At 36.1% G+C, this 18,859-nt stretch carries 21 protein-coding genes; 2 read left to right on the top strand and 19 right to left on the bottom strand.

Annotated features, from left to right (window positions below; translation table 11 throughout):
• Positions 1–9 precede the first annotated feature (9 nt).
• From rplI to NHG49_RS27635, 9 genes are all read right to left on the bottom strand, one after another.
• Positions 10–456, bottom strand: a complete 447-nt coding sequence (gene rplI / locus NHG49_RS27595) for a 50S ribosomal protein L9 (RefSeq protein WP_000864225.1) — start codon at positions 454–456, stop codon at positions 10–12.
• Positions 453–2,426, bottom strand: a complete 1,974-nt coding sequence (locus NHG49_RS27600) for a DHH family phosphoesterase (RefSeq protein WP_001113891.1) — start codon at positions 2,424–2,426, stop codon at positions 453–455. The genes rplI and NHG49_RS27600 overlap by 4 nt, the downstream gene beginning before the upstream one ends.
• Before the next feature lie 78 nt (positions 2,427–2,504).
• Entirely contained in the window at positions 2,505–3,440 is a 936-nt protein-coding gene (locus tag NHG49_RS27605) for a YybS family protein (RefSeq protein WP_064475176.1), read from the bottom strand.
• Positions 3,441–3,521: 81 nt separating this feature from the next.
• Entirely contained in the window at positions 3,522–3,755 is a 234-nt protein-coding gene (rpsR, locus tag NHG49_RS27610; RefSeq protein ID WP_000918874.1) for a 30S ribosomal protein S18, read from the bottom strand.
• Positions 3,756–3,799: 44 nt separating this feature from the next.
• On the bottom strand, positions 3,800–4,321 hold the full coding sequence (gene ssb / locus NHG49_RS27615) for a single-stranded DNA-binding protein (protein WP_064460038.1): 522 nt from the start codon (positions 4,319–4,321) through the stop codon (positions 3,800–3,802).
• 26 nt (positions 4,322–4,347) lie between these two features.
• A complete protein-coding gene (rpsF, locus tag NHG49_RS27620; RefSeq protein WP_001233781.1) occupies positions 4,348–4,638 on the bottom strand; it encodes a 30S ribosomal protein S6 in 291 nt (96 codons plus the stop codon).
• A 191-nt stretch (positions 4,639–4,829) separates the two neighbouring features.
• Positions 4,830–5,930, bottom strand: a complete 1,101-nt coding sequence (gene ychF / locus NHG49_RS27625; protein WP_088047702.1) for a redox-regulated ATPase YchF — start codon at positions 5,928–5,930, stop codon at positions 4,830–4,832.
• Positions 5,931–6,044: 114 nt separating this feature from the next.
• Positions 6,045–6,242, bottom strand: a complete 198-nt coding sequence (locus NHG49_RS27630; protein ID WP_000436051.1) for a DUF951 domain-containing protein — start codon at positions 6,240–6,242, stop codon at positions 6,045–6,047.
• A 20-nt stretch (positions 6,243–6,262) separates the two neighbouring features.
• Positions 6,263–7,120 (bottom strand): mechanosensitive ion channel family protein, encoded by an 858-nt coding sequence (locus NHG49_RS27635; RefSeq protein ID WP_000362298.1) that lies wholly within the window; start codon positions 7,118–7,120, stop codon positions 6,263–6,265.
• 260 nt (positions 7,121–7,380) lie between these two features.
• On the opposite strand from NHG49_RS27635, the gene yyaC reads away from it, so the two are divergent.
• On the top strand, positions 7,381–7,977 hold the full coding sequence (yyaC, locus tag NHG49_RS27640; RefSeq protein WP_088047701.1) for a spore protease YyaC: 597 nt from the start codon (positions 7,381–7,383) through the stop codon (positions 7,975–7,977).
• A 20-nt stretch (positions 7,978–7,997) separates the two neighbouring features.
• Here yyaC and spo0J read toward each other — a convergent pair whose 3' ends face one another.
• The 10 genes from spo0J to rpmH all read right to left on the bottom strand — a co-directional run bounded on the left by spo0J (position 7,998) and on the right by rpmH (position 17,043).
• On the bottom strand, positions 7,998–8,849 hold the full coding sequence (spo0J, locus tag NHG49_RS27645) for a stage 0 sporulation protein Spo0J (RefSeq protein WP_001051813.1): 852 nt from the start codon (positions 8,847–8,849) through the stop codon (positions 7,998–8,000).
• Positions 8,842–9,603, bottom strand: a complete 762-nt coding sequence (gene soj, locus NHG49_RS27650; RefSeq protein ID WP_000516117.1) for a sporulation initiation inhibitor protein Soj — start codon at positions 9,601–9,603, stop codon at positions 8,842–8,844. Before soj ends, spo0J begins: the two co-directional genes overlap by 8 nt.
• A 189-nt stretch (positions 9,604–9,792) precedes the next feature.
• Positions 9,793–10,665, bottom strand: a complete 873-nt coding sequence (gene noc, locus NHG49_RS27655; RefSeq protein WP_000799025.1) for a nucleoid occlusion protein — start codon at positions 10,663–10,665, stop codon at positions 9,793–9,795.
• A gap of 105 nt (positions 10,666–10,770) precedes the next feature.
• Positions 10,771–11,490, bottom strand: a complete 720-nt coding sequence (gene rsmG / locus NHG49_RS27660) for a 16S rRNA (guanine(527)-N(7))-methyltransferase RsmG (RefSeq protein WP_001019619.1) — start codon at positions 11,488–11,490, stop codon at positions 10,771–10,773.
• 21 nt (positions 11,491–11,511) lie between these two features.
• The gene (gene mnmG / locus NHG49_RS27665; RefSeq protein WP_000541060.1) at positions 11,512–13,401 is read right to left on the bottom strand and encodes a tRNA uridine-5-carboxymethylaminomethyl(34) synthesis enzyme MnmG; all 1,890 of its coding nucleotides are present in this window, start codon (positions 13,399–13,401) and stop codon (positions 11,512–11,514) included.
• Between the two features lie 46 nt (positions 13,402–13,447).
• On the bottom strand, positions 13,448–14,824 hold the full coding sequence (mnmE, locus tag NHG49_RS27670; protein WP_258126810.1) for a tRNA uridine-5-carboxymethylaminomethyl(34) synthesis GTPase MnmE: 1,377 nt from the start codon (positions 14,822–14,824) through the stop codon (positions 13,448–13,450).
• 226 nt (positions 14,825–15,050) lie between these two features.
• The gene (gene jag, locus NHG49_RS27675) at positions 15,051–15,668 is read right to left on the bottom strand and encodes an RNA-binding cell elongation regulator Jag/EloR (protein ID WP_000117926.1); all 618 of its coding nucleotides are present in this window, start codon (positions 15,666–15,668) and stop codon (positions 15,051–15,053) included.
• Positions 15,665–16,432, bottom strand: a complete 768-nt coding sequence (gene spoIIIJ, locus NHG49_RS27680) for a YidC family membrane integrase SpoIIIJ (RefSeq protein ID WP_000726759.1) — start codon at positions 16,430–16,432, stop codon at positions 15,665–15,667. The genes jag and spoIIIJ overlap by 4 nt, the downstream gene beginning before the upstream one ends.
• A 52-nt stretch (positions 16,433–16,484) precedes the next feature.
• A complete protein-coding gene (gene rnpA / locus NHG49_RS27685; protein WP_000731505.1) occupies positions 16,485–16,832 on the bottom strand; it encodes a ribonuclease P protein component in 348 nt (115 codons plus the stop codon).
• A gap of 76 nt (positions 16,833–16,908) precedes the next feature.
• Positions 16,909–17,043, bottom strand: a complete 135-nt coding sequence (gene rpmH, locus NHG49_RS27690; protein ID WP_000831901.1) for a 50S ribosomal protein L34 — start codon at positions 17,041–17,043, stop codon at positions 16,909–16,911.
• Between the two features lie 565 nt (positions 17,044–17,608).
• Here rpmH and dnaA point away from each other — a divergent pair.
• On the top strand, positions 17,609–18,859 hold a 1,251-nt coding region (gene dnaA, locus NHG49_RS27695; RefSeq protein WP_258126812.1), incomplete at its 3' end, for a chromosomal replication initiator protein DnaA.

Here is an 18,859-nt window from a genome sequence, read left to right on the forward strand (position 1 = left end):
AACTTATTTTTATTGTTCACTAACATGAACTTTTACTGTTGCAGTTACTTGCGGATGCAACTTCACAGTAACGTTTGTATAGCCTAATGCACGAATCGCATCATCCATTTCAAATTTACGTTTATCAAGTTTAATTTTATGTGATTTTTGCATTGCATCTACGATTTGTTTACTTGTGATTGAACCGAATAGACGGCCACCTTCTCCAGATTTCGCCTTTACTTCTACAGTTAGTTTCTCTAACGTTTCTTTCAACTCTTTTGCATTTTCAACCTCTGCTGCTGCATCTTTTTCTTCTTTTCGCTTTTGAGCTTCTAAAGTTTTCATACTGCTATTTGTCGCTTCAGCAGCTAATCCTTGTTTTAGTAAGAAGTTATTTGCATAGCCATCTGGTACGTTTTTTATTTCTCCTTTTTTCCCTTTACCTTTTACGTCTTTTAGAAAAATTACTTTCATGATTGTGTGCCTCCCTGTAAATAGTCATCAATAACAAATCGAAGCTTCTCCTCAGCTTCATCTACTGTAACATTTTTCATTTGTGTGGCTGCATTCGTTAAATGCCCACCACCGCCTAAATTTTCCATAATTAGTTGCACGTTCACTTCACCTAAAGACCTGCCGCTAATTCCAATGAAATTCTCGCCACGTTTTGCAATAACAAATGACGCAATAATTCCTGTCATTGTTAATAATGTGTCCGCTGATTGCGCAATAAGCACTTGATCGTAGTAATCATCACTATCAACTTTTGCGATCGCAATTCCATTTGTATAAATGTACGCATTTTTAATAGCTTTTGCAACCCGTAAATACTGATCCATATCTTCTTTTAAAAGCTCTTGTACAAGTACAGTATCTGCACCATGTGAGCGTAAATAAGAAGCGGCATCAAACGTACGAGCACCCGTCCGGAATGTAAAGCTTTTCGTATCAACAATAATACCTGCTAACAATGCCGTTGCTTCCAACATTGTCATTTTTAAATTTTTCGGTTGGTACTCAAGTAATTCTGTAACAAGTTCTGCCGTGGAGGAAGCGTATGGCTCCATATAAACAAGCAATGGATCTTCAATAAAATCTTCTCCCCGGCGATGATGGTCAATAACAACTACATTTTCAATTTTGTGTAACAGTTTTTCTTCCATCACCATTGAAGGTTTATGCGTATCAACAACAACAAGTAATGAATCATCATTTGCAAATTCCATCGCTTGTCCTGGGGTAATAAAGTGAGACCATAACTCTTCGTTTTGTTTCACTTTATCCATCAAACGCTTAATTCCCTTATCAGAATCATTTTCATCTAACACAATATATCCTTTACGCTCATTTAATTGCGCTACCTTTAAAATACCAATCGCAGCACCAATTGCGTCCATATCAGGAGCCCTATGCCCCATTATAATGACATTACTACTTTCTAATACTAAATCCTTTAATGCATGCGAAATAACTCTGGCACGTACACGAGTACGTTTTTCAACTGGATTTGTCTTACCACCATAAAACTTAACTTTACCTGTCGCTTGTTTAATAGCTACTTGATCTCCACCACGGCCAAGCGCAAGGTCTAAACCAGACTGAGCCATTGCCCCAAGCTCTGATAAAGGTAAATCCCCTGATCCAACACCTACACTTAAGGTAAGTGGTATATTCCTTTTGGATGTTTCTTCACGCACCTGATCTAAAATGCTAAATTTCCCTTTCTCCATCTGTGCTAAAATACTCTCATTTAGTACAACGAAGAATCTTTCTGAAGATGCACGTTTTAAATATGCCCCATACTTAACGGCCCATTCATTTAGTCGTGATGTTACAAGACTTGTTATATTCGTACGTAATTGATCATCTAACCCTTGTGTAACCTCATCATAATTATCTAAATAAATGACAGCCAAAACAGTGCGTTGATCCTCGTACATCTTTTCAATCTCTGTTTGTTCCGTTACATCAAAGAAATAAATTAACTTTTCTTCTTTCCTTACAAAAACGCGAAACTTTCGGTTATTTAAAGAGACTATATCATCGGAAGTTTCTCCCTTAATAAAAAGAAGTAACGTTTCTGATACATCATAAAGATGCCATCCAGCTAATGCATGCTGTCCTAGACATGAAGATAAATAAGGATTCGCCCAATCAATCCCATAATCCTTATTGTATAACAAAATACCAATCGGCATTTGGTTAAACGCCTCATTACTCACTTTCTTTACTCTTGTAATCATATCTGTCGTATACTTTTCGAAATTCCTTTGAAAGGTCAGTTCAAAGCGTATAACAACAAAAAGTACAATGCAAAAGATAAAAAAGGTGGATATCCCCATAATTAAATGAAAATAACAGAGGATCGCAATGAGCACAAACACGAAAAATGCCAATACATAAACAGGATATAAAAACCACTGTTTCTTATAAAATTCAGGCATGTATACAACTCCTATAAAGTAAAACTAACTCTCCTTCCAGTTAGTTAAACAGATTAAAATAGTATAAGGAATATTACTTTATCCTCCTATTTTAGAACGCAATGAAATCCCTAAATCAATTATACCTAAGATTGTCACAAGAGGAAACAGCATCGGAATAAACATGCAGACAATAAAACTAATAATAGGAACTCCTTTCGTAAAACCTTTGCTATGCGCTATAAAAGCGATAAATGTCAGACCTTGCAGTACTAGTAGTAAAGCAAATATGACATATAGGTTAGAAAATACCATATGTAAATATGATGTCGGTTCTACTTTTATAAAAGTTGATAGCAAAATAAATATAACGTAATACCAAACAATACTCTTTGGTAATTGTATATCTTTAAATTTAGGCCAAGGTATAACGTCATGCTTTAGTTTTCTCAAAACACTACCTGATATCATAACTGTAATCCAAGAAAAACATACCGAGACCATTACAAGCAAACTTGGGAATAACGTTTGTAACACATCATTAAATTGTGCAAATAATTCTTTTTGCTCTTTACTAATAGACATACCAGCAGTAGTGACTATTTTTTCACTTTGCGCCATACTTTCATTAAGCATATTTTGCATTTGCTTCATTAAATCTATGTTAAAAAACTTTATACTCGCAACATAAATGAGCATAATACCAATTAAGTACGCAAGCGTCCCCGCCATTAAAGTTTCTACCGGCTTTTTTCGTTTTTTATACATATATCCTAAAACGATACCTATCAATCCAAACATAGTTGTCTTTACTAGGTTCATCGGCTGACTGACAATAACAGTAATAAAAAGCGCCGCAGTAAAAACTATAAAGGCGTTAGATAATCTATATCTTATCGTTAGCAATATAAACGGCAATGGCAACGCAAACGTTACAACTGTACCTAAGATTGGAACATACATAGATATAAGCAATAACATTGCATATATAGCTAACAGCGCTGCACCCTCAGTAATAAATTTCGTATTCTTCATCATCTAACCTCTCTTTCAAAAAAAGAAAAGCATAGCAAAATGCACAGTAGAGTCCGACTCTACTGTGCATTTCATACGCTATTATTCACCAACATATGGTAAAAGTGCCATTTGACGAGCACGTTTAATTGCAACTGTAAGTTTGCGTTGGTATTTTGCGCTTGTTCCTGTTACACGACGAGGTAAAATTTTACCACGCTCAGAAACGAAACGTTTTAATAAATCAACATCTTTATAGTCAATGCGAGTGATGCCGTTAGATGTGAAGAAACACACCTTACGACGTTTCGCACGTCCACCTTTGCGTCCTGCCATGTCTATTCCCTCCATTCTTTGTTAAAACTAACTAATTTACTGTATTAGAACGGTAAATCGTCGTCGGAAATGTCGATCGGTTGACCTACATTTGAAAATGGATCGTCATTCTTCGTAAATCCAGAGTTCCCTTGGTTACCTTGGTTGCCTTGATTACTAGATTGACCAAATGGGTTAGAGCTTTGGTTACCGAAACCAGCTCCTGATGGTTGCTGATTAAATGAACCACGTTGCTCCCCACCGCCATTACGCGGCTCTAAAAATTGTACGCTTTCCGCAAGAACTTCTGTTACATATACACGTTTACCATCTTGTCCATCGTAATTACGAGTTTGAAGACGTCCATCTACGCCTGCTAAGCTACCTTTTTTCAAATAATTTGCTACGTTTTCTGCTTGTTTACGCCATATTACACAATTAATAAAGTCAGCTTCACGCTCACCTTGTTGATTCGCAAATGCGCGATTCACAGCTAACGTAAAAGTAGCTACTGCAACACCATTGGGCGTGTAACGTAAGTCAGGGTCCTTAGTTAAACGACCAACGAGGATAACACGATTCATCAATCGAACCACTCTCCCTTATATATCAATTATTTTTCTTCTTCTTTAACAACGATATGACGAAGGATGTCTTCGTTGATCTTAGCTAAACGGTCGAATTCGTTAATCGCTTCTGCGTTAGAGTTCACGTTTAAGATCATGTAGAAACCTTCACGTAAGTCGTTGATTTCGTAAGCTAAACGACGCTTACCCCACTCTTTCGTGTTAATGATTTCTGCACCATTGTTTGTTAAAACACCTGCGAAACGTTCAACTAAAGCTTTTTGAGCTTCTTCTTCAACGCCAGGACGAATGATGTACATAATTTCGTACTTTCTCATTACACTTTCACCTCCTTTTGGTCTAAACGGCCCATAATGGGCAAGGAGCAATTAATTTATAGTAATTACTCACGAGTTTAGATTATATCATAGTAAGTTAGATGAATCAACTCACCCATGCATAAAAAACTTGGCAAACACATAATATATTTGCCAAGCTCATATCTTTATTTTTCCTAGGAAATATTGAATTAAACGTTGAAGCGGAAGTGCATAACGTCTCCGTCTTTTACGATATACTCTTTTCCTTCTAAACGAACTTTACCAGCTTCTTTTGCAGCTGTCATAGAACCGTTTGTCATTAAGTCTTCGTAAGAAACTGTTTCCGCACGAATAAATCCACGCTCAAAGTCTGTATGAATTACGCCAGCACATTGTGGTGCTTTCATACCTTGTTTAAACGTCCATGCACGTACTTCTTGCACACCAGCTGTGAAGTAAGTAGCAAGTCCTAATAAATCATATGCAGCACGAATTAATTGATCTAAACCAGATTCTTCAATGCCTAGTTCTTCAAGGAATACTTTTTTCTCTTCCTCATCTAGCTCAGCGATTTCTTCTTCGATTTTTGCACATACAACGATTACTTGAGAATTTTCATTTGCAGCAAATTCTTTTACCATTTTTACATATTTATTTTCAGAAGGATCCATAATATCATCTTCACTTACGTTTGCTACGTATAGCATTTCTTTCGTTGTAAGTAAATGAAGGCCTTTAACAATTTTCATTTGCTCTTCTGCAAATTCAACAGTACGAGCTGGTTTTCCCTCTTCAAAAGCTTCTTTTAAACGAACTAAAATTTCATGCTCATATACAGCTTCTTTATCTTTTTGTCTTGCTAACTTCGCAACTCGTTCGATACGTTTATCAACAGATTCCAAATCCGCTAAGATTAGCTCTAAGTTGATTGTTTCAATATCATCGATTGGATCTACTTTCCCTGAAACGTGTGTAATATTTTCGTCTTCAAAACAACGAACAACTTGGCAAATTGCATCTACTTGGCGAATGTGAGATAAGAATTTATTTCCTAAACCTTCACCTTTACTAGCACCTTTTACGATACCTGCAATATCAGTAAACTCAAATACAGTCGGAACAGTTTTTTTCGGTTCTACTAATTCCGTTAATTTATTTAAACGCTCATCTGGTACTTCTACAATCCCTACGTTTGGATCAATTGTACAGAATGGATAGTTTGCAGATTCTGCTCCTGCTTGTGTAATTGCATTAAATAAAGTTGACTTCCCTACGTTAGGTAATCCAACAATCCCAGCCGTTAATCCCATATTTTTCACTCCTATGTCTCAATCTTTCATCATTATAGATAGTAACGAAAAAAATGACAAGTTTCCTCCAAACGAAAAAAGTAACAGCTGCCCATTGCAACTGTTACTTTCTCTCTATTCTTCGTGCTTCACAAGTATTTTTTTCACCTTACGATCAAATTCTCTTCGAGGAATCATTACTGAATGGTCACATCCCTCGCACTTAATGCGGATATCCATTCCCATACGAATAATCTTCCAGCGATTCTCACCACATGGGTGGGCTTTCTTCATTTCCACAACATCGTACAAGTTATACTGCTTTTGCTCCATTCTCCAAACCCCTCTCCATACTAAATTGCTTTTCCACTCACCAATTCTTCACGATTATATAAAACCATACGTGGATATGGAATTTCAATCCCATGTAAATCTAGACGATTTTTAATTTCTTTACGAAGGGCTCTTGCAACAACCGCATGTTGCATCGGCTCTACTTCCGCAATAACACGTAATATAACTTCTGATGCAGCCAATGTTTGCACACCTAATAACTGAGGCTTTGCTACCATTTGCGTATACTGTGCAGGTAATTCTTCTAATAACTCTTCAATAACTTGCTCCGCTTTCGCTATGTCAGCCTCATACGAAATGGATACATCAACAAATGCTACACTATTACTAACGGAATAGTTCGTAACTTGAATGATACTTCCATTTGGTAAAGTATGAATTTCGCCTGTCCAACTCTTTACTTTTGTTGTACGAAGTCCAATTTCTAGAACGACACCTTCAAACTGACCAATTTTTACATAGTCACCTACTGAAAATTGATCTTCTAGCAAAATAAATAACCCCGTAATAACATCTTTCACTAAACTTTGAGCACCAAATCCGACTGCTAAACCAATTACCCCGGCACCCGCTAATAAACCAGATGCATTAATATTAAACACACCCAAAATCGCAATTAACATAATGAACATAACAACGTATGCCACAATATTTTCAAGTAACTTCGCTACTGTAACTGTACGACGTTCTGAAATTTGAATTGGCGAACGGCTTCCCATACGAAACGCATTTCGTACAATTGCACGCGCAACTCGCACAATAATTGCACCAAGTATTAAAATAACGACTATTTTTAGTGATTTCACACCTATATTCGTCCAATCAATGGACTCAAACCATTTCAACGCTAAATCCATGTACCTCTACCTCTCCAGCTAAAATTTCTTTTTAATTATCCTTCTCATTGTATCAGAAGTCACCCTCATTTCTGAAAAATTTTTATGACTTTAATTGCATTTGTTAACTTCCATGCAGGTATAAAATGGAACGAATATATATATACTAGTACTATTATTTCCGTTTTCACTCAAATTTTACAGGAAGTACGCACTTATAGTTTTCCATTTTACTCACCATATAACATATTTTGAAAATTTATTAAAAGGATGGATGCTTCATGAATATTGGAAGTTTTCGCTTACCCTTTTTCGAAAAAGAAACTCAAAATGTTATGCACCAAGACGTAGAAGCCTCCGAGACAATTAGTAACTTCTTACTTTCCCATATCCCTATTAAAACGAATATACCGATTATTCTCGTTTGTATCGGCACAGACCGTTCTACAGGCGATGCACTCGGTCCGTTAGTCGGTACGAAACTAGAACAAGTAGGAATTAAAAACTTCCAAGTGTTCGGCACACTAGACGAGCCAGTGCATGCGCTAAATTTAGAAGAAAGAATTCGGAATATACAGAAAGATAATCCTACTTCATTTATAATTGCGGTCGATGCCTGTTTAGGAAAGTCTCAAAGCATCGGTTCCATTACTACCGGAATGGGGCCTAGTAAACCTGGAGCTGCGATGAACAAGAAATTACCTGCAGTTGGTGATTTACATATTCATGGCATCGTAAATCTAAATGGTTTTATGGAGTTTTTCGTCCTGCAAAATACACGATTAAGTTTAGTCATGAAAATGGCTGATGTAATTGCACAAAGTATAAAAGAAACAGACCAAAAATTATCTGTATTAAAAAAAGCAAACCATCTATAAATAATAAGATGGTTTGCTTTTTAGTTTTTCTGCGCTAATAATTCTAAAATACGATTTAAATCTTCTTTATTAAAAAATTCAATTTCAATTTTACCTTTTTCTTTTTTCGTTTCTTTAATTTTCACATCTGTGCCAAACTTTTCTCTTAAGAACGTTTCGCGTTCTACGAAAAATATGTTTCTCTCTTTTTTCACTTGTTTTGTTTCACGTGAAACGCGTTGATTAATCTCCTGAACAATTTTCTCTAATTGACGAACGTTTAATCCTTCTTTTTCGATTCGTTTTAATAAAGATTTCAATTGTTCTTCATCTTTTATCGTAAGCAAAGTTCTCCCATGGGCCATTGAAAGTTGACCATTTGCAATCATATCTTGCACAAATGGAGGGAGGCTTAATAACCGCGTATAATTTGCAATGTAAGGTCTGCTCTTACCAAGACGTTTTGCTAATTGTTCTTGCGTTACATTTAGCTCATTCATTAACATTTGATATGCCATTGCTTCTTCCATTGGGTTTAAATCTTCTCGTTGTAAGTTTTCAAGCAATGCAAACTCCATCATTTGCTGCTCATTTAATTGTCTTACAACAGCAGGTACCTTTTCGAGCCCTGCCTCTTTGGCAGCACGATATCTTCTTTCACCTGCAACAATTTCATATCCTTTAATACTCTTCCTAGCAATTAACGGTTGCAATATGCCGTGTTCTTTAATAGAGGCCGATAATTCTTGAATTGCCTCTTTATTAAAGTGTTTACGTGGTTGATATGGATTCGGTCTTAATTCAGTTATCACAATCTCCTGAATTGCCTCTTCTTCTTTCACATCTAAATCAGGAAAAAACACATTAATTCCTCTCCCTAATCCTTTAGCCACCTGCAATCACTTCCTCTGCTAAATCTATATATACTTCTGCCCCTCTTGATTTAGCGTCATACTGCATAATTGGTTTCCCATGACTTGGTGCTTCACTTAAACGAACATTACGAGGAATAATCGAACGGTATACTTTATCCCTAAAGTATTTTTTCACTTCATCTATAACCTGGATCCCTAAATTCGTGCGGGCATCCAACATCGTTAGCAATACACCTTGAATTGCTAGATTTTTATTTAAGTGCTTTTGCACAAGTCGAACTGTATTTAATAGCTGACTTAATCCTTCTAGTGCGTAATATTCGCATTGAACAGGAATAATAACAGAATCTGCTGCGGTTAATGCATTAATCGTTAATAACCCTAAGGACGGGGGACAGTCGATAATAATATAGTCGTATTCATCACGAACTGGCTGTAATGCCCTTTGTAAACGTACTTCCCGGGAAATAGTCGGTACCAATTCAATTTCAGCACCTGCCAATTGAATTGTAGCGGGTAGAACATCTAAGTTTTCAGTTGCGGTTTTACGTATAACCCCTTGAACATCTGCATCTTCCACAAGAACATTGTAAATACATTGATCTAATTCGGATTTTTCAATTCCCACACCAGTCGTTGCATTTCCTTGAGCGTCAATATCTACAAGAAGGACTTTTTTACCTACTTGTGCCAATCCAGCCCCTAAATTAACAGATGTTGTTGTTTTTCCAACGCCACCTTTTTGATTGGCAATAGCAATGATTTTTCCCATGATGTCACCTACTTTCAACCTTTCTATCTTATTCTAGTAATAATTACGTTTATTGTAACATGAAATAAAAGTTTTTCTTTTACGTCCTTATTAAACTTCAAAATTTATTTCTAAACTCCTTCTTCATCTAACAAGAAAATATAGTAAAAGAGACCTATCCAATAGGATAAGGTCTCTAACACGCCATTATTATTTTTTCTTCGGAATTTTAATTGTAATTTGATAGTACTCATCAAATTCTTCTTCCGCAGAATTAACATTTAAACCACTGTCAGCAACCATTTGTAATGACTGCCTAATCGTATTCATGGCAATTCTCGTATCTCGACTTACTGCTTTTTGCTTTGCCTTACGCTTCGGTTTGGCTTCCTCTAGTAATTTCGCAATTCGTTCCTCTGTTTGCTTTACATTCAGTTGTTTCTCCACAATTTCCTGTAAAACCTTCAGTTGTAATTCCTCATTCTTTAAAGGAATGAGCGCGCGGGCATGACGTTCTGTAATACTTTTTTCTAATAACGCACGTTTTATTTCTTCAGGCAACTTTAACAATCGCAACTTATTTGCGATTGTGGATTGTCCTTTTCCAAGTCGTTGTGCCAATGCTTCTTGTGTTAAATTATGTAACTCAATTAGCTTTTGATATGCCACAGCTTCCTCGATTGCTGTTAGTTCCTCACGTTGCAAGTTTTCAATTAAAGCTACAGAAGCTGTCTCTGTATCATTTAAGTTCTTTATAATTGCAGGAACCTTTTCCCACCCTAACTTTGTTGCCGCACGGAAACGCCTTTCTCCAGCGATAATCTCGTACTTGTCATCCTCATATTGCCTCACAACAATCGGCTGAATCAGTCCATGTGTACGAATCGTTAGTGCTAGCTCTTCAATTCGTGCATCATCAAAAACTGTTCGTGGTTGATAACGGTTAGGGGTAATATTTACTATCGGAATTTCTTGTATTTCTTCATATACCTTTTTATCTATTTCTTCATGGCTTTCGTCTTGTAATTCGAATTCGCTCTCTTTATCTCCAAAGCCAAATAAACGAGAAAACGTATTTTTCATACATATTCCACCACCTTTTAGGCCTATTGACTATTCTCCATAAAATGTTTCCTATGAAACATTTACGTTTTCATTTATATAATTCAATCTTACGTCTAATAAGATTTATTTTTCAATAGGTAATTTATTGGGTGTTCCCGGTTTGCGTGGATATTTCTTTGGTGTCTTGCGCTTTTTCTCGATTAATAAAATATTACGTTCACTTTCTTCAAACGGTAATTGGAACGTAGACATTTCTTTTAAATTCCCGCCTAGCACCTCTAAAGCATACTTGCCATTTTCAATTTCTTCGTTTGCTGCGGCACCTTTCATTGCAATGAACGTTCCCCCAACTTTTACAAGTGGTAAACATAGCTCACTCAATACCGAAAGACGCGCAACTGCACGTGCCATTACAATATCGTACGATTCACGTACACCTTCTTTTTTCCCAAATGTTTCAGCACGATCGTGACAAAACGCAACGTCACCTAATTCCAACTTTTGTGCTAAATGATTTAAGAAGTTAATACGTTTTTGCAATGAGTCTACAATTGTTACTTTTAAGTGCGGGAAACAGATTTTCAAAGGAATACTTGGGAATCCAGCTCCTGCGCCAACATCACAAATTGAGAATGGTTCTGAAAAATCATAATAAAAAGCAGCCGTAATGGAATCAAAAAAGTGTTTTAAATATACTTCCTCTTTCTCCGTAATAGCCGTTAAGTTCATTTTTTCATTCCACTCTACTAATGTTTCAAAGTAGATTTCGAACTGCTCTAACTGTCTAGAAGAGAGGGTGATACCCTTCTCTTCTAGCATAGATTGAAATTGTTCTATGTTCATCTAACAATATCTCCTTACTATTTATTGGTTCGATACTCGCGCAATTTTTCCTTGTTCAATATACACAAGTAAAATAGAAACATCCGCTGGATTCACGCCAGAAATACGTGAAGCCTGCCCCATTGAAAGTGGACGAACATCTTTCAATTTCTGTCTCGCTTCTGAGGCAAGGCTAGAAATCGCATCATAATCAATATCCACAGGGATTTTTTTGTTTTCCATTTTCTTCATACGCTCTACTTGCTGTAAAGATTTTTCGATATATCCTTCGTACTTAATCTGAATTTCAACTTGTTCTGTAATTTCATCACTTAATTCTACTTCACTTGGTACTAAAAGATGAATATGCTCATATGTCATCTCTGGACGACGTAATAAGTCACTTGCACGTATTCCATCTTTCAATTCACTTCCGCCAATACTACGAATTAATTCTTGAACTTCAGGACGTGGTTTAATAATAATGCTGCTTAAACGTTCCTTTTCCTGTTCAATTTTTAATTTTTTATTTGTAAATCGCTCATAGCGTTCTTCTTTAATTAATCCAATTTCACGACCAACTTCAGTTAAACGAAGATCAGCATTATCGTGGCGTAATAATAGGCGATATTCTGCACGAGACGTTAATAAGCGATATGGTTCATTTGTACCTTTCGTTACAAGATCATCAATTAAGACACCAATATAAGCATCCGCGCGACCTAAAATAACTTCTTTTTTACCTAAAGAACGACATGCTGCATTAATCCCAGCCATAAGCCCTTGTCCTGCCGCCTCTTCGTAACCAGAAGTTCCGTTAATTTGTCCTGCTGTATATAAATTTTTAATTTTTTTCGTTTCAAGTGTTGGCCATAGTTGTGTTGGCACAATTGCATCATATTCAATTGCATAACCTGTACGCATCATTTCAACGTTTTCTAGGCCAGGTATTGTTCTAAGCATATCACGTTGCACATCTTCTGGTAAGCTTGTGGATAAACCTTGTACATACACCTCTTGTGTATTACGTCCTTCTGGCTCTAAGAAAATTTGATGACGTGGTTTATCATTAAATCTTACTACTTTGTCTTCAATTGAAGGACAATATCTAGGTCCTGTTCCCTTAATCATACCAGAATACATAGCTGAGCGATGTAGGTTTTCATCTATTAAACGATGTGTTTCCGTACTTGTATACGTCAACCAACATGGAATTTGATCCATAATAAATTTTGTCGTTTCAAAAGAGAAAGCTCGTGGTTTATCATCACCTGGCTGAATTTCTGTTTTACTGTAATCAATCGTATTACTATTTACACGCGGAGGTGTACCTGTTTTAAATCTAACAAGATCAAATCCAAGCTCCTCTAAATGTTCGGATAAAGTTATAGATGGTTGTTGATTATTCGGACCGCTCGAATATTTTAAACCTCCCATAATAATCTCACCGCGTAAAAATGTTCCAGTCGTAATTACAACTGTTTTGGCTGTATATTCAGCACCAGCTTGCGTAACTACCCCTTTACATTCGCCATCTTCGACGATTAAACGCTCAACCATTCCTTGGAACAACGTTAAATTTGGTGTTTCTTCAATTGTTTTCTTTAATTCATGCTGGTAAGAGAACTTATCTGCTTGTGCGCGAAGCGCGCGTACAGCTGGTCCTTTACCTGTATTTAACATACGCATTTGAATATACGTTTTATCAATGTTGCGTCCCATTTCTCCGCCTAATGCATCAATTTCCCGAACAACAATCCCTTTTGCTGGTCCACCAACAGAAGGGTTACATGGCATAAACGCTACCATATCTAAATTAATTGTTAACATTAATGTTTTGGAGCCCATTCGTGCTGCCGCAAGACCAGCTTCACATCCTGCATGACCTGCACCGATTACTATGACATCGTATGAACCGGCATTGTATCCCATTGTTTATTCCTCCTAATAATCTCTATCTTTCTAAAACATCGCTATATTATTTTCCTAAACAAAATTGAGAGAACAACTGGTCAATTAGGCTTTCATGGACGGTATCACCAGTAATTTCACCAAGTATTTCCCACGTTCTTGTTAAATCAATTTGCACCATATCAATTGGAACACCATTTTCTATTGCCTCAATTGCATCTCCAATTGTTTTTCCTGCTTGTGTTAATAATCCAATATGTCTCGCGTTAGAAACATATGTCACATCTGCAGAATCAATTGTTCCTTCAAAGAATAAATCAGCTATTGCCTTTTCAAGCTCATCTATTCCTTGTTCCTCAATTAACGATGTTGTAATAATACGATTTCCCGCTGCCAATTCTGTAACACGTTCCATATCGATTACTTGCGATAAATCTGTCTTATTTACAATAATAATGAAATCTTTTCCTTGTACGGCACGGAATAGATCTTCATCCTCATGCGTTAAAGCCTCGCTATAATTAACGACAACTAAAACTAAATCAGCTTGGCTCATCATTTCTTTTGAACGCTCTACACCAATTCGTTCAACAACATCTTCTGTTTCACGAATCCCGGCTGTATCTATAAGTTTAAGTGGTACACCACGCACATTAACGTACTCTTCAATAACATCACGAGTTGTTCCTGCAATATCAGTTACAATTGCCTTTTTCTCCTGAACAAGACTATTTAATAGCGATGACTTCCCAACGTTAGGTCTACCGATGATTGCAGTAGCAATACCTTCACGTAAAATCTTTCCTTGCTTCGATGTTTCTAATATTTTTGCAATTTCCGTACGAACATGTATAGCTTTCTCAATTAAAATATTATGTGTCATTTCTTCCACATCATCATATTCCGGGTAATCTATGTTTACCTCAACATGAGCCAACGTTTCTAATATGTCCTGACGCAGACGGCCGATTAATTTAGATAATCGCCCTTCCATTTGGTTAATCGCTACGTTCATTGCACGATCTGTTTTTGCACGGATTAAGTCCATAACAGCTTCTGCTTGTGATAAATCAATACGGCCATTTAAAAAAGCACGTTTTGTAAATTCACCAGGCTCTGCTAATCGTACTCCTTGTGCTAAAATAAGCTGCAATACTTTATTTACCGAAACAAGTCCGCCGTGACAGTTAATTTCCACTATATTTTCACGTGTAAAAGTCCTTGGTGCACGCAAAATAGATACCATCACTTCTTCAATAACCTGATTTGTATCTAAATCGACAATATGACCATAATGAATTGTGTGAGAAGGAACTTCTGTTAAATCCTTCCCTTTAAAAATACGATTAACTTTTTCAACCGCATCATCCCCACTTACTCGAACAATGGCAATTGCACCCTCTCCAAGCGCTGTGGAAATCGCGGCAATTGTATCAAATTCCATGTCCTTTCACCTCACTTGCTTATTTATCTCTATTTCAACATGATTATTTTCTTCACTAAATTATTAGAATACCATAACGAACCTATCTACAAAAGAATAATAACTCATTTTATTATGTCCTCATGTAAAAAACACTAAACTTATTCACAGTGGATAAGTTTAGTGTTTTTTAGTTATCCACACCTATTTTCCGCTCAAAAAAACCGGCACTCAATTGAGTAACCGGTCACTTGGAAGATATTACAACATGTCGATGTGGTTCTTTTCCTTCAGAAGTTGTAATGATATTTTGATGATTAGATAATGCTTGGTGGATAATCTTTCGTTCAAAAGATGGCATAGGCTCCAACACAACTCTTTTTTTCGTACTTACTACTTGTTTTGCTAATCGATAAGAAAGTGCTTCTAATGTACCTTTTCTTTTACTACGATAATTTTCAGCATCTAGTGTGATACCAATATACTGCTTCGTACTACGATTCGCCACAAGTTTTGTTAAATACTGTAAAGAATTCAAGGTGTTTCCTCTTTTACCAATCAAAACACCTATATTTTCGCCAGAAATTGTAAATTCAACTTCGCGTCCTTTTACAATTTTACTAATCTCAGCTTCCACACCCATATCGTGAATAACATTTTTTAAATATTCTTCACATTCTTGAATTGGATCTTTCTTCAATACAACTTCTACTACTGCAGGTCGATTCCCAAATAAACCTAGGAACCCTCTTTTACCCTCATCAATAATATTTATATCTACTCGGTCTTTTGGAACATTTAGTTGTCTTAAAGCATCTTGTACTGCCAGCTCGACTGTTTGTCCTTTAGCAGTAACTACACTCACTTGCTTGATCCTCCTGCCTTACTAGCCTTAATTTCTGGCCCCTTGATCAAGTACATTTGAGCGATACCAAAGATGTTACCAACAACCCAGTAAAGTGATAATGCAGCTGGGAAGTTAATTGCAAAGACTAAGATCATAATTGGCATAAGCCAAATCATCATTGCCATTTGCGGATTTTGACCAGCTGTTCCTGCCATTGCAAGCTTTTGCTGAATAAATGTCGTAATTGCCGCGACAATCGGTAAGATATAGTACGGATCTGCCTGCCCTAAATCGAACCATAAAAATGTATGCTTACTAATTTCAGCTGTTCTCATAATCGCATGGTAAAACGCGAATAAAATAGGCATCTGAACAAATATCGGTAAACATCCTGCTAATGGGTTTACACCATTTTTTTGATATAACTGCATCATTTCTTGTTGTAGTTTTTGCTGTGTTGCTTGATCTTTAGAACTATATTTCTCTTTTAACTTCACCATTTCTGGTTGTAACGCCTGCATTGCTTTCGTACTCTTCGTTTGTTTAATCATTAATGGTAATAATGCAAAACGAATGATAAGAGTTGTAACAACGATTGCTAAACCGTAATTACTACCAAATAAGTTGGCAAAATACGTAATTAACTGAGAAAGCGGATATACGAAATATTCATTCCAAATTCCAGTACTTTTCGGTGTAATCGGCTGATTCACTTCACTACAGCCAGTAGCAATTGCCATTAATGCAATAACCATGGCTAGTAAACCTATTTTCTTTTTCAAAGCCTGCTCCTCCTTGTTTCGGTATGTATATAGTGTAATTCATTTCCTTACGCTACTTTTTTATTCTTTTCATACCAGAGCGTTTAAAGACATGAATTAAGCTTTTCTTTAATTCTTCATATGTCATCTCTGCACAAGGCTTCCTTGCTATTATAACAAAATCTTTTCCAGAATCTATCTCATCTTTTAATTCTGTGATCGACTGGCGAATCATACGTTTAATTCGATTACGCACTACTGCATTTCCTATTTTCTTGCTGACAGAAAGGCCAATACGAAAGTTTGGCTGCTCTCCCTTATCTAGTTGATAGACAACAAGCTGACGGTTAGCATTCGATTTTCCTTTTTGAAAAACCGTCTGGAATTCATCATTCTTTTTTATACGATATTTTTTCTTCATATCAATTGACACTCCTGTAGTTCATCAGTGGAAATTCACTATTATTAGAAAAAAAGACCACTGAACGATCAGTGGTCTACGCAGATAATACTTTTCTTCCTTTACGACGACGAGCTGCTAGCACTTTACGTCCGTTCGCTGTGCTCATACGGCTGCGGAAACCATGTACTTTGCTGCGCTTACGTTTATTTGGTTGGTAAGTTCTTTTCATTATATGACACCTCCCTGAGGAATATCTGTTAAAGACAGTCCTATAAATTATAGTTAATCAACTAGGAAAATGTCAATGGTTCTCGAAATTTTCATCAAATATTCATTTTGAACCTATTCACATACTTTTTCACAGACCCTATATTTCCTTGTGGATAAATGTTTTTTCTGGGTTTTTATATCCACAAACCCTTTTCGTACTTTTACACAGTATATCGTGTTGTGGACAAGTTTATTCCACAAGGTATTGATTTTGTGGATAACTTTCTTAAATTCATTGCTATAGCTACTTTTTTTTGATATTATAGTTGTGTTTTCACTTTGAATAAGTTTTCCACACCTTTATCTTATCCACAATTTGTGTATAACATGTGGACAGTTTTAATCACATGTGGGTAAATGCTTATCCACATTTGCTTTTTTTGTCGAAAACCCTATCTCATATACAAACGACGTTTTTAGGTTTTAAAATACGTTTCGTATAAATATACATTTTATATTTATTTAGGTTGTACATTTGTTGCGCAACCTTATTCTTTTACCATCTTAGTAAAGGAGGGACACCTTTGGAAAACATCTCTGATTTATGGAACAGCGCCTTAAAAGAACTAGAAAAAAAGGTCAGTAAACCAAGTTATGAAACATGGTTAAAATCAACAACCGCACATAATTTAAAGAAAGACGTATTAACAATTACAGCTCCAAATGAATTCGCTCGTGATTGGTTAGAATCTCATTATTCAGAGCTAATTTCGGAAACACTTTATGATTTAACGGGGGCAAAATTAGCTATTCGCTTTATTATTCCCCAAAGTCAAGCTGAAGAGGAGATTGATCTTCCTCCTTCTAAACCAAATTCAGCACAAGATGATTCTAATCATTTACCACAGAGTATGCTAAATCCAAAATATACGTTTGATACATTTGTTATTGGCTCTGGTAACCGTTTTGCTCACGCTGCTTCATTGGCTGTAGCCGAAGCGCCAGCTAAAGCATATAATCCCCTCTTTATTTACGGGGGAGTTGGACTCGGGAAGACCCATTTAATGCATGCAATTGGTCATTATGTAATTGAACATAACCCAAACGCAAAGGTTGTATATTTATCATCAGAAAAATTTACAAATGAATTCATTAATTCAATTCGTGATAATAAAGCGGTCGATTTTCGTAATAAATACCGTAATGTAGATGTTTTATTAATAGATGATATTCAATTTCTAGCAGGAAAAGAACAAACTCAAGAAGAGTTTTTCCATACATTCAATGCATTACACGAAGAAAGTAAACAAATTGTAATTTCAAGTGATCGGCCACCAAAAGAAATTCCAACTTTAGAAGATCGTCTTCGTTCTCGCTTTGAATGGGGACTCATTACGGATATTACGCCACCAGATTTAGAAACACGAATTGCAATTTTACGTAAAAAAGCAAAGGCTGAAGGACTCGATATACCAAATGAGGTTATGCTTTATATTGCAAATCAAATTGATTCAAACATTCGTGAACTAGAAGGTGCACTTATCCGAGTTGTAGCTTATTCATCTTTAATTAACAAAGATATTAATGCTGATTTAGCAGCTGAAGCACTTAAAAATATTATTCCAAATTCTAAACCAAAAATTATCTCCATTTATGATATTCAAAAGGCTGTCGGGGATGTTTATCAAATAAAACTGGAAGATTTCAAGGCGAAAAAGCGAACAAAATCAGTTGCCTTCCCTCGCCAAATTGCAATGTATTTATCACGCGAACTTACAGATTACTCCTTACCTAAAATCGGTGAAGAATTTGGTGGACGTGATCATACAACAGTT

This window comes from Bacillus sp. IBL03825, assembly GCF_024712505.1.
GTDB lineage: Bacteria > Bacillota > Bacilli > Bacillales > Bacillaceae_G > Bacillus_A > Bacillus_A wiedmannii.

Bases quoted from the DNA above. Each gene is read 5' to 3' on its own strand.
- rnpA (WP_000731505.1), bottom strand. From the start codon at position 16,832: ATGAAGAAAAAATATCGTATAAAAAAGAATGATGAATTCCAGACGGTT.
- NHG49_RS27600 (WP_001113891.1), bottom strand. From the start codon at position 2,426: ATGCCTGAATTTTATAAGAAACAGTGGTTTTTATATCCTGTTTATGTA.
- soj (WP_000516117.1), bottom strand. From the start codon at position 9,603: ATGGGAAAAATCATTGCTATTGCCAATCAAAAAGGTGGCGTTGGAAAA.
- rplI (WP_000864225.1), bottom strand. From the start codon at position 456: ATGAAAGTAATTTTTCTAAAAGACGTAAAAGGTAAAGGGAAAAAAGGA.
- ychF (WP_088047702.1), bottom strand. From the start codon at position 5,930: ATGGGATTAACGGCTGGGATTGTTGGATTACCTAACGTAGGGAAGTCA.
- rpsF (WP_001233781.1), bottom strand. From the start codon at position 4,638: ATGAGAAAGTACGAAATTATGTACATCATTCGTCCTGGCGTTGAAGAA.
- mnmG (WP_000541060.1), bottom strand. From the start codon at position 13,401: ATGGGATACAATGCCGGTTCATACGATGTCATAGTAATCGGTGCAGGT.
- NHG49_RS27635 (WP_000362298.1), bottom strand. From the start codon at position 7,120: ATGGATTTAGCGTTGAAATGGTTTGAGTCCATTGATTGGACGAATATA.
- NHG49_RS27630 (WP_000436051.1), bottom strand. From the start codon at position 6,242: ATGGAGCAAAAGCAGTATAACTTGTACGATGTTGTGGAAATGAAGAAA.
- rsmG (WP_001019619.1), bottom strand. From the start codon at position 11,490: ATGAACATAGAACAATTTCAATCTATGCTAGAAGAGAAGGGTATCACC.
- mnmE (WP_258126810.1), bottom strand. From the start codon at position 14,824: ATGGAATTTGATACAATTGCCGCGATTTCCACAGCGCTTGGAGAGGGT.
- yyaC (WP_088047701.1), top strand. From the start codon at position 7,381: ATGAATATTGGAAGTTTTCGCTTACCCTTTTTCGAAAAAGAAACTCAA.
- rpmH (WP_000831901.1), bottom strand. From the start codon at position 17,043: ATGAAAAGAACTTACCAACCAAATAAACGTAAGCGCAGCAAAGTACAT.
- NHG49_RS27605 (WP_064475176.1), bottom strand. From the start codon at position 3,440: ATGAAGAATACGAAATTTATTACTGAGGGTGCAGCGCTGTTAGCTATA.
- noc (WP_000799025.1), bottom strand. From the start codon at position 10,665: ATGAAAAATACGTTTTCTCGTTTATTTGGCTTTGGAGATAAAGAGAGC.
- rpsR (WP_000918874.1), bottom strand. From the start codon at position 3,755: ATGGCAGGACGCAAAGGTGGACGTGCGAAACGTCGTAAGGTGTGTTTC.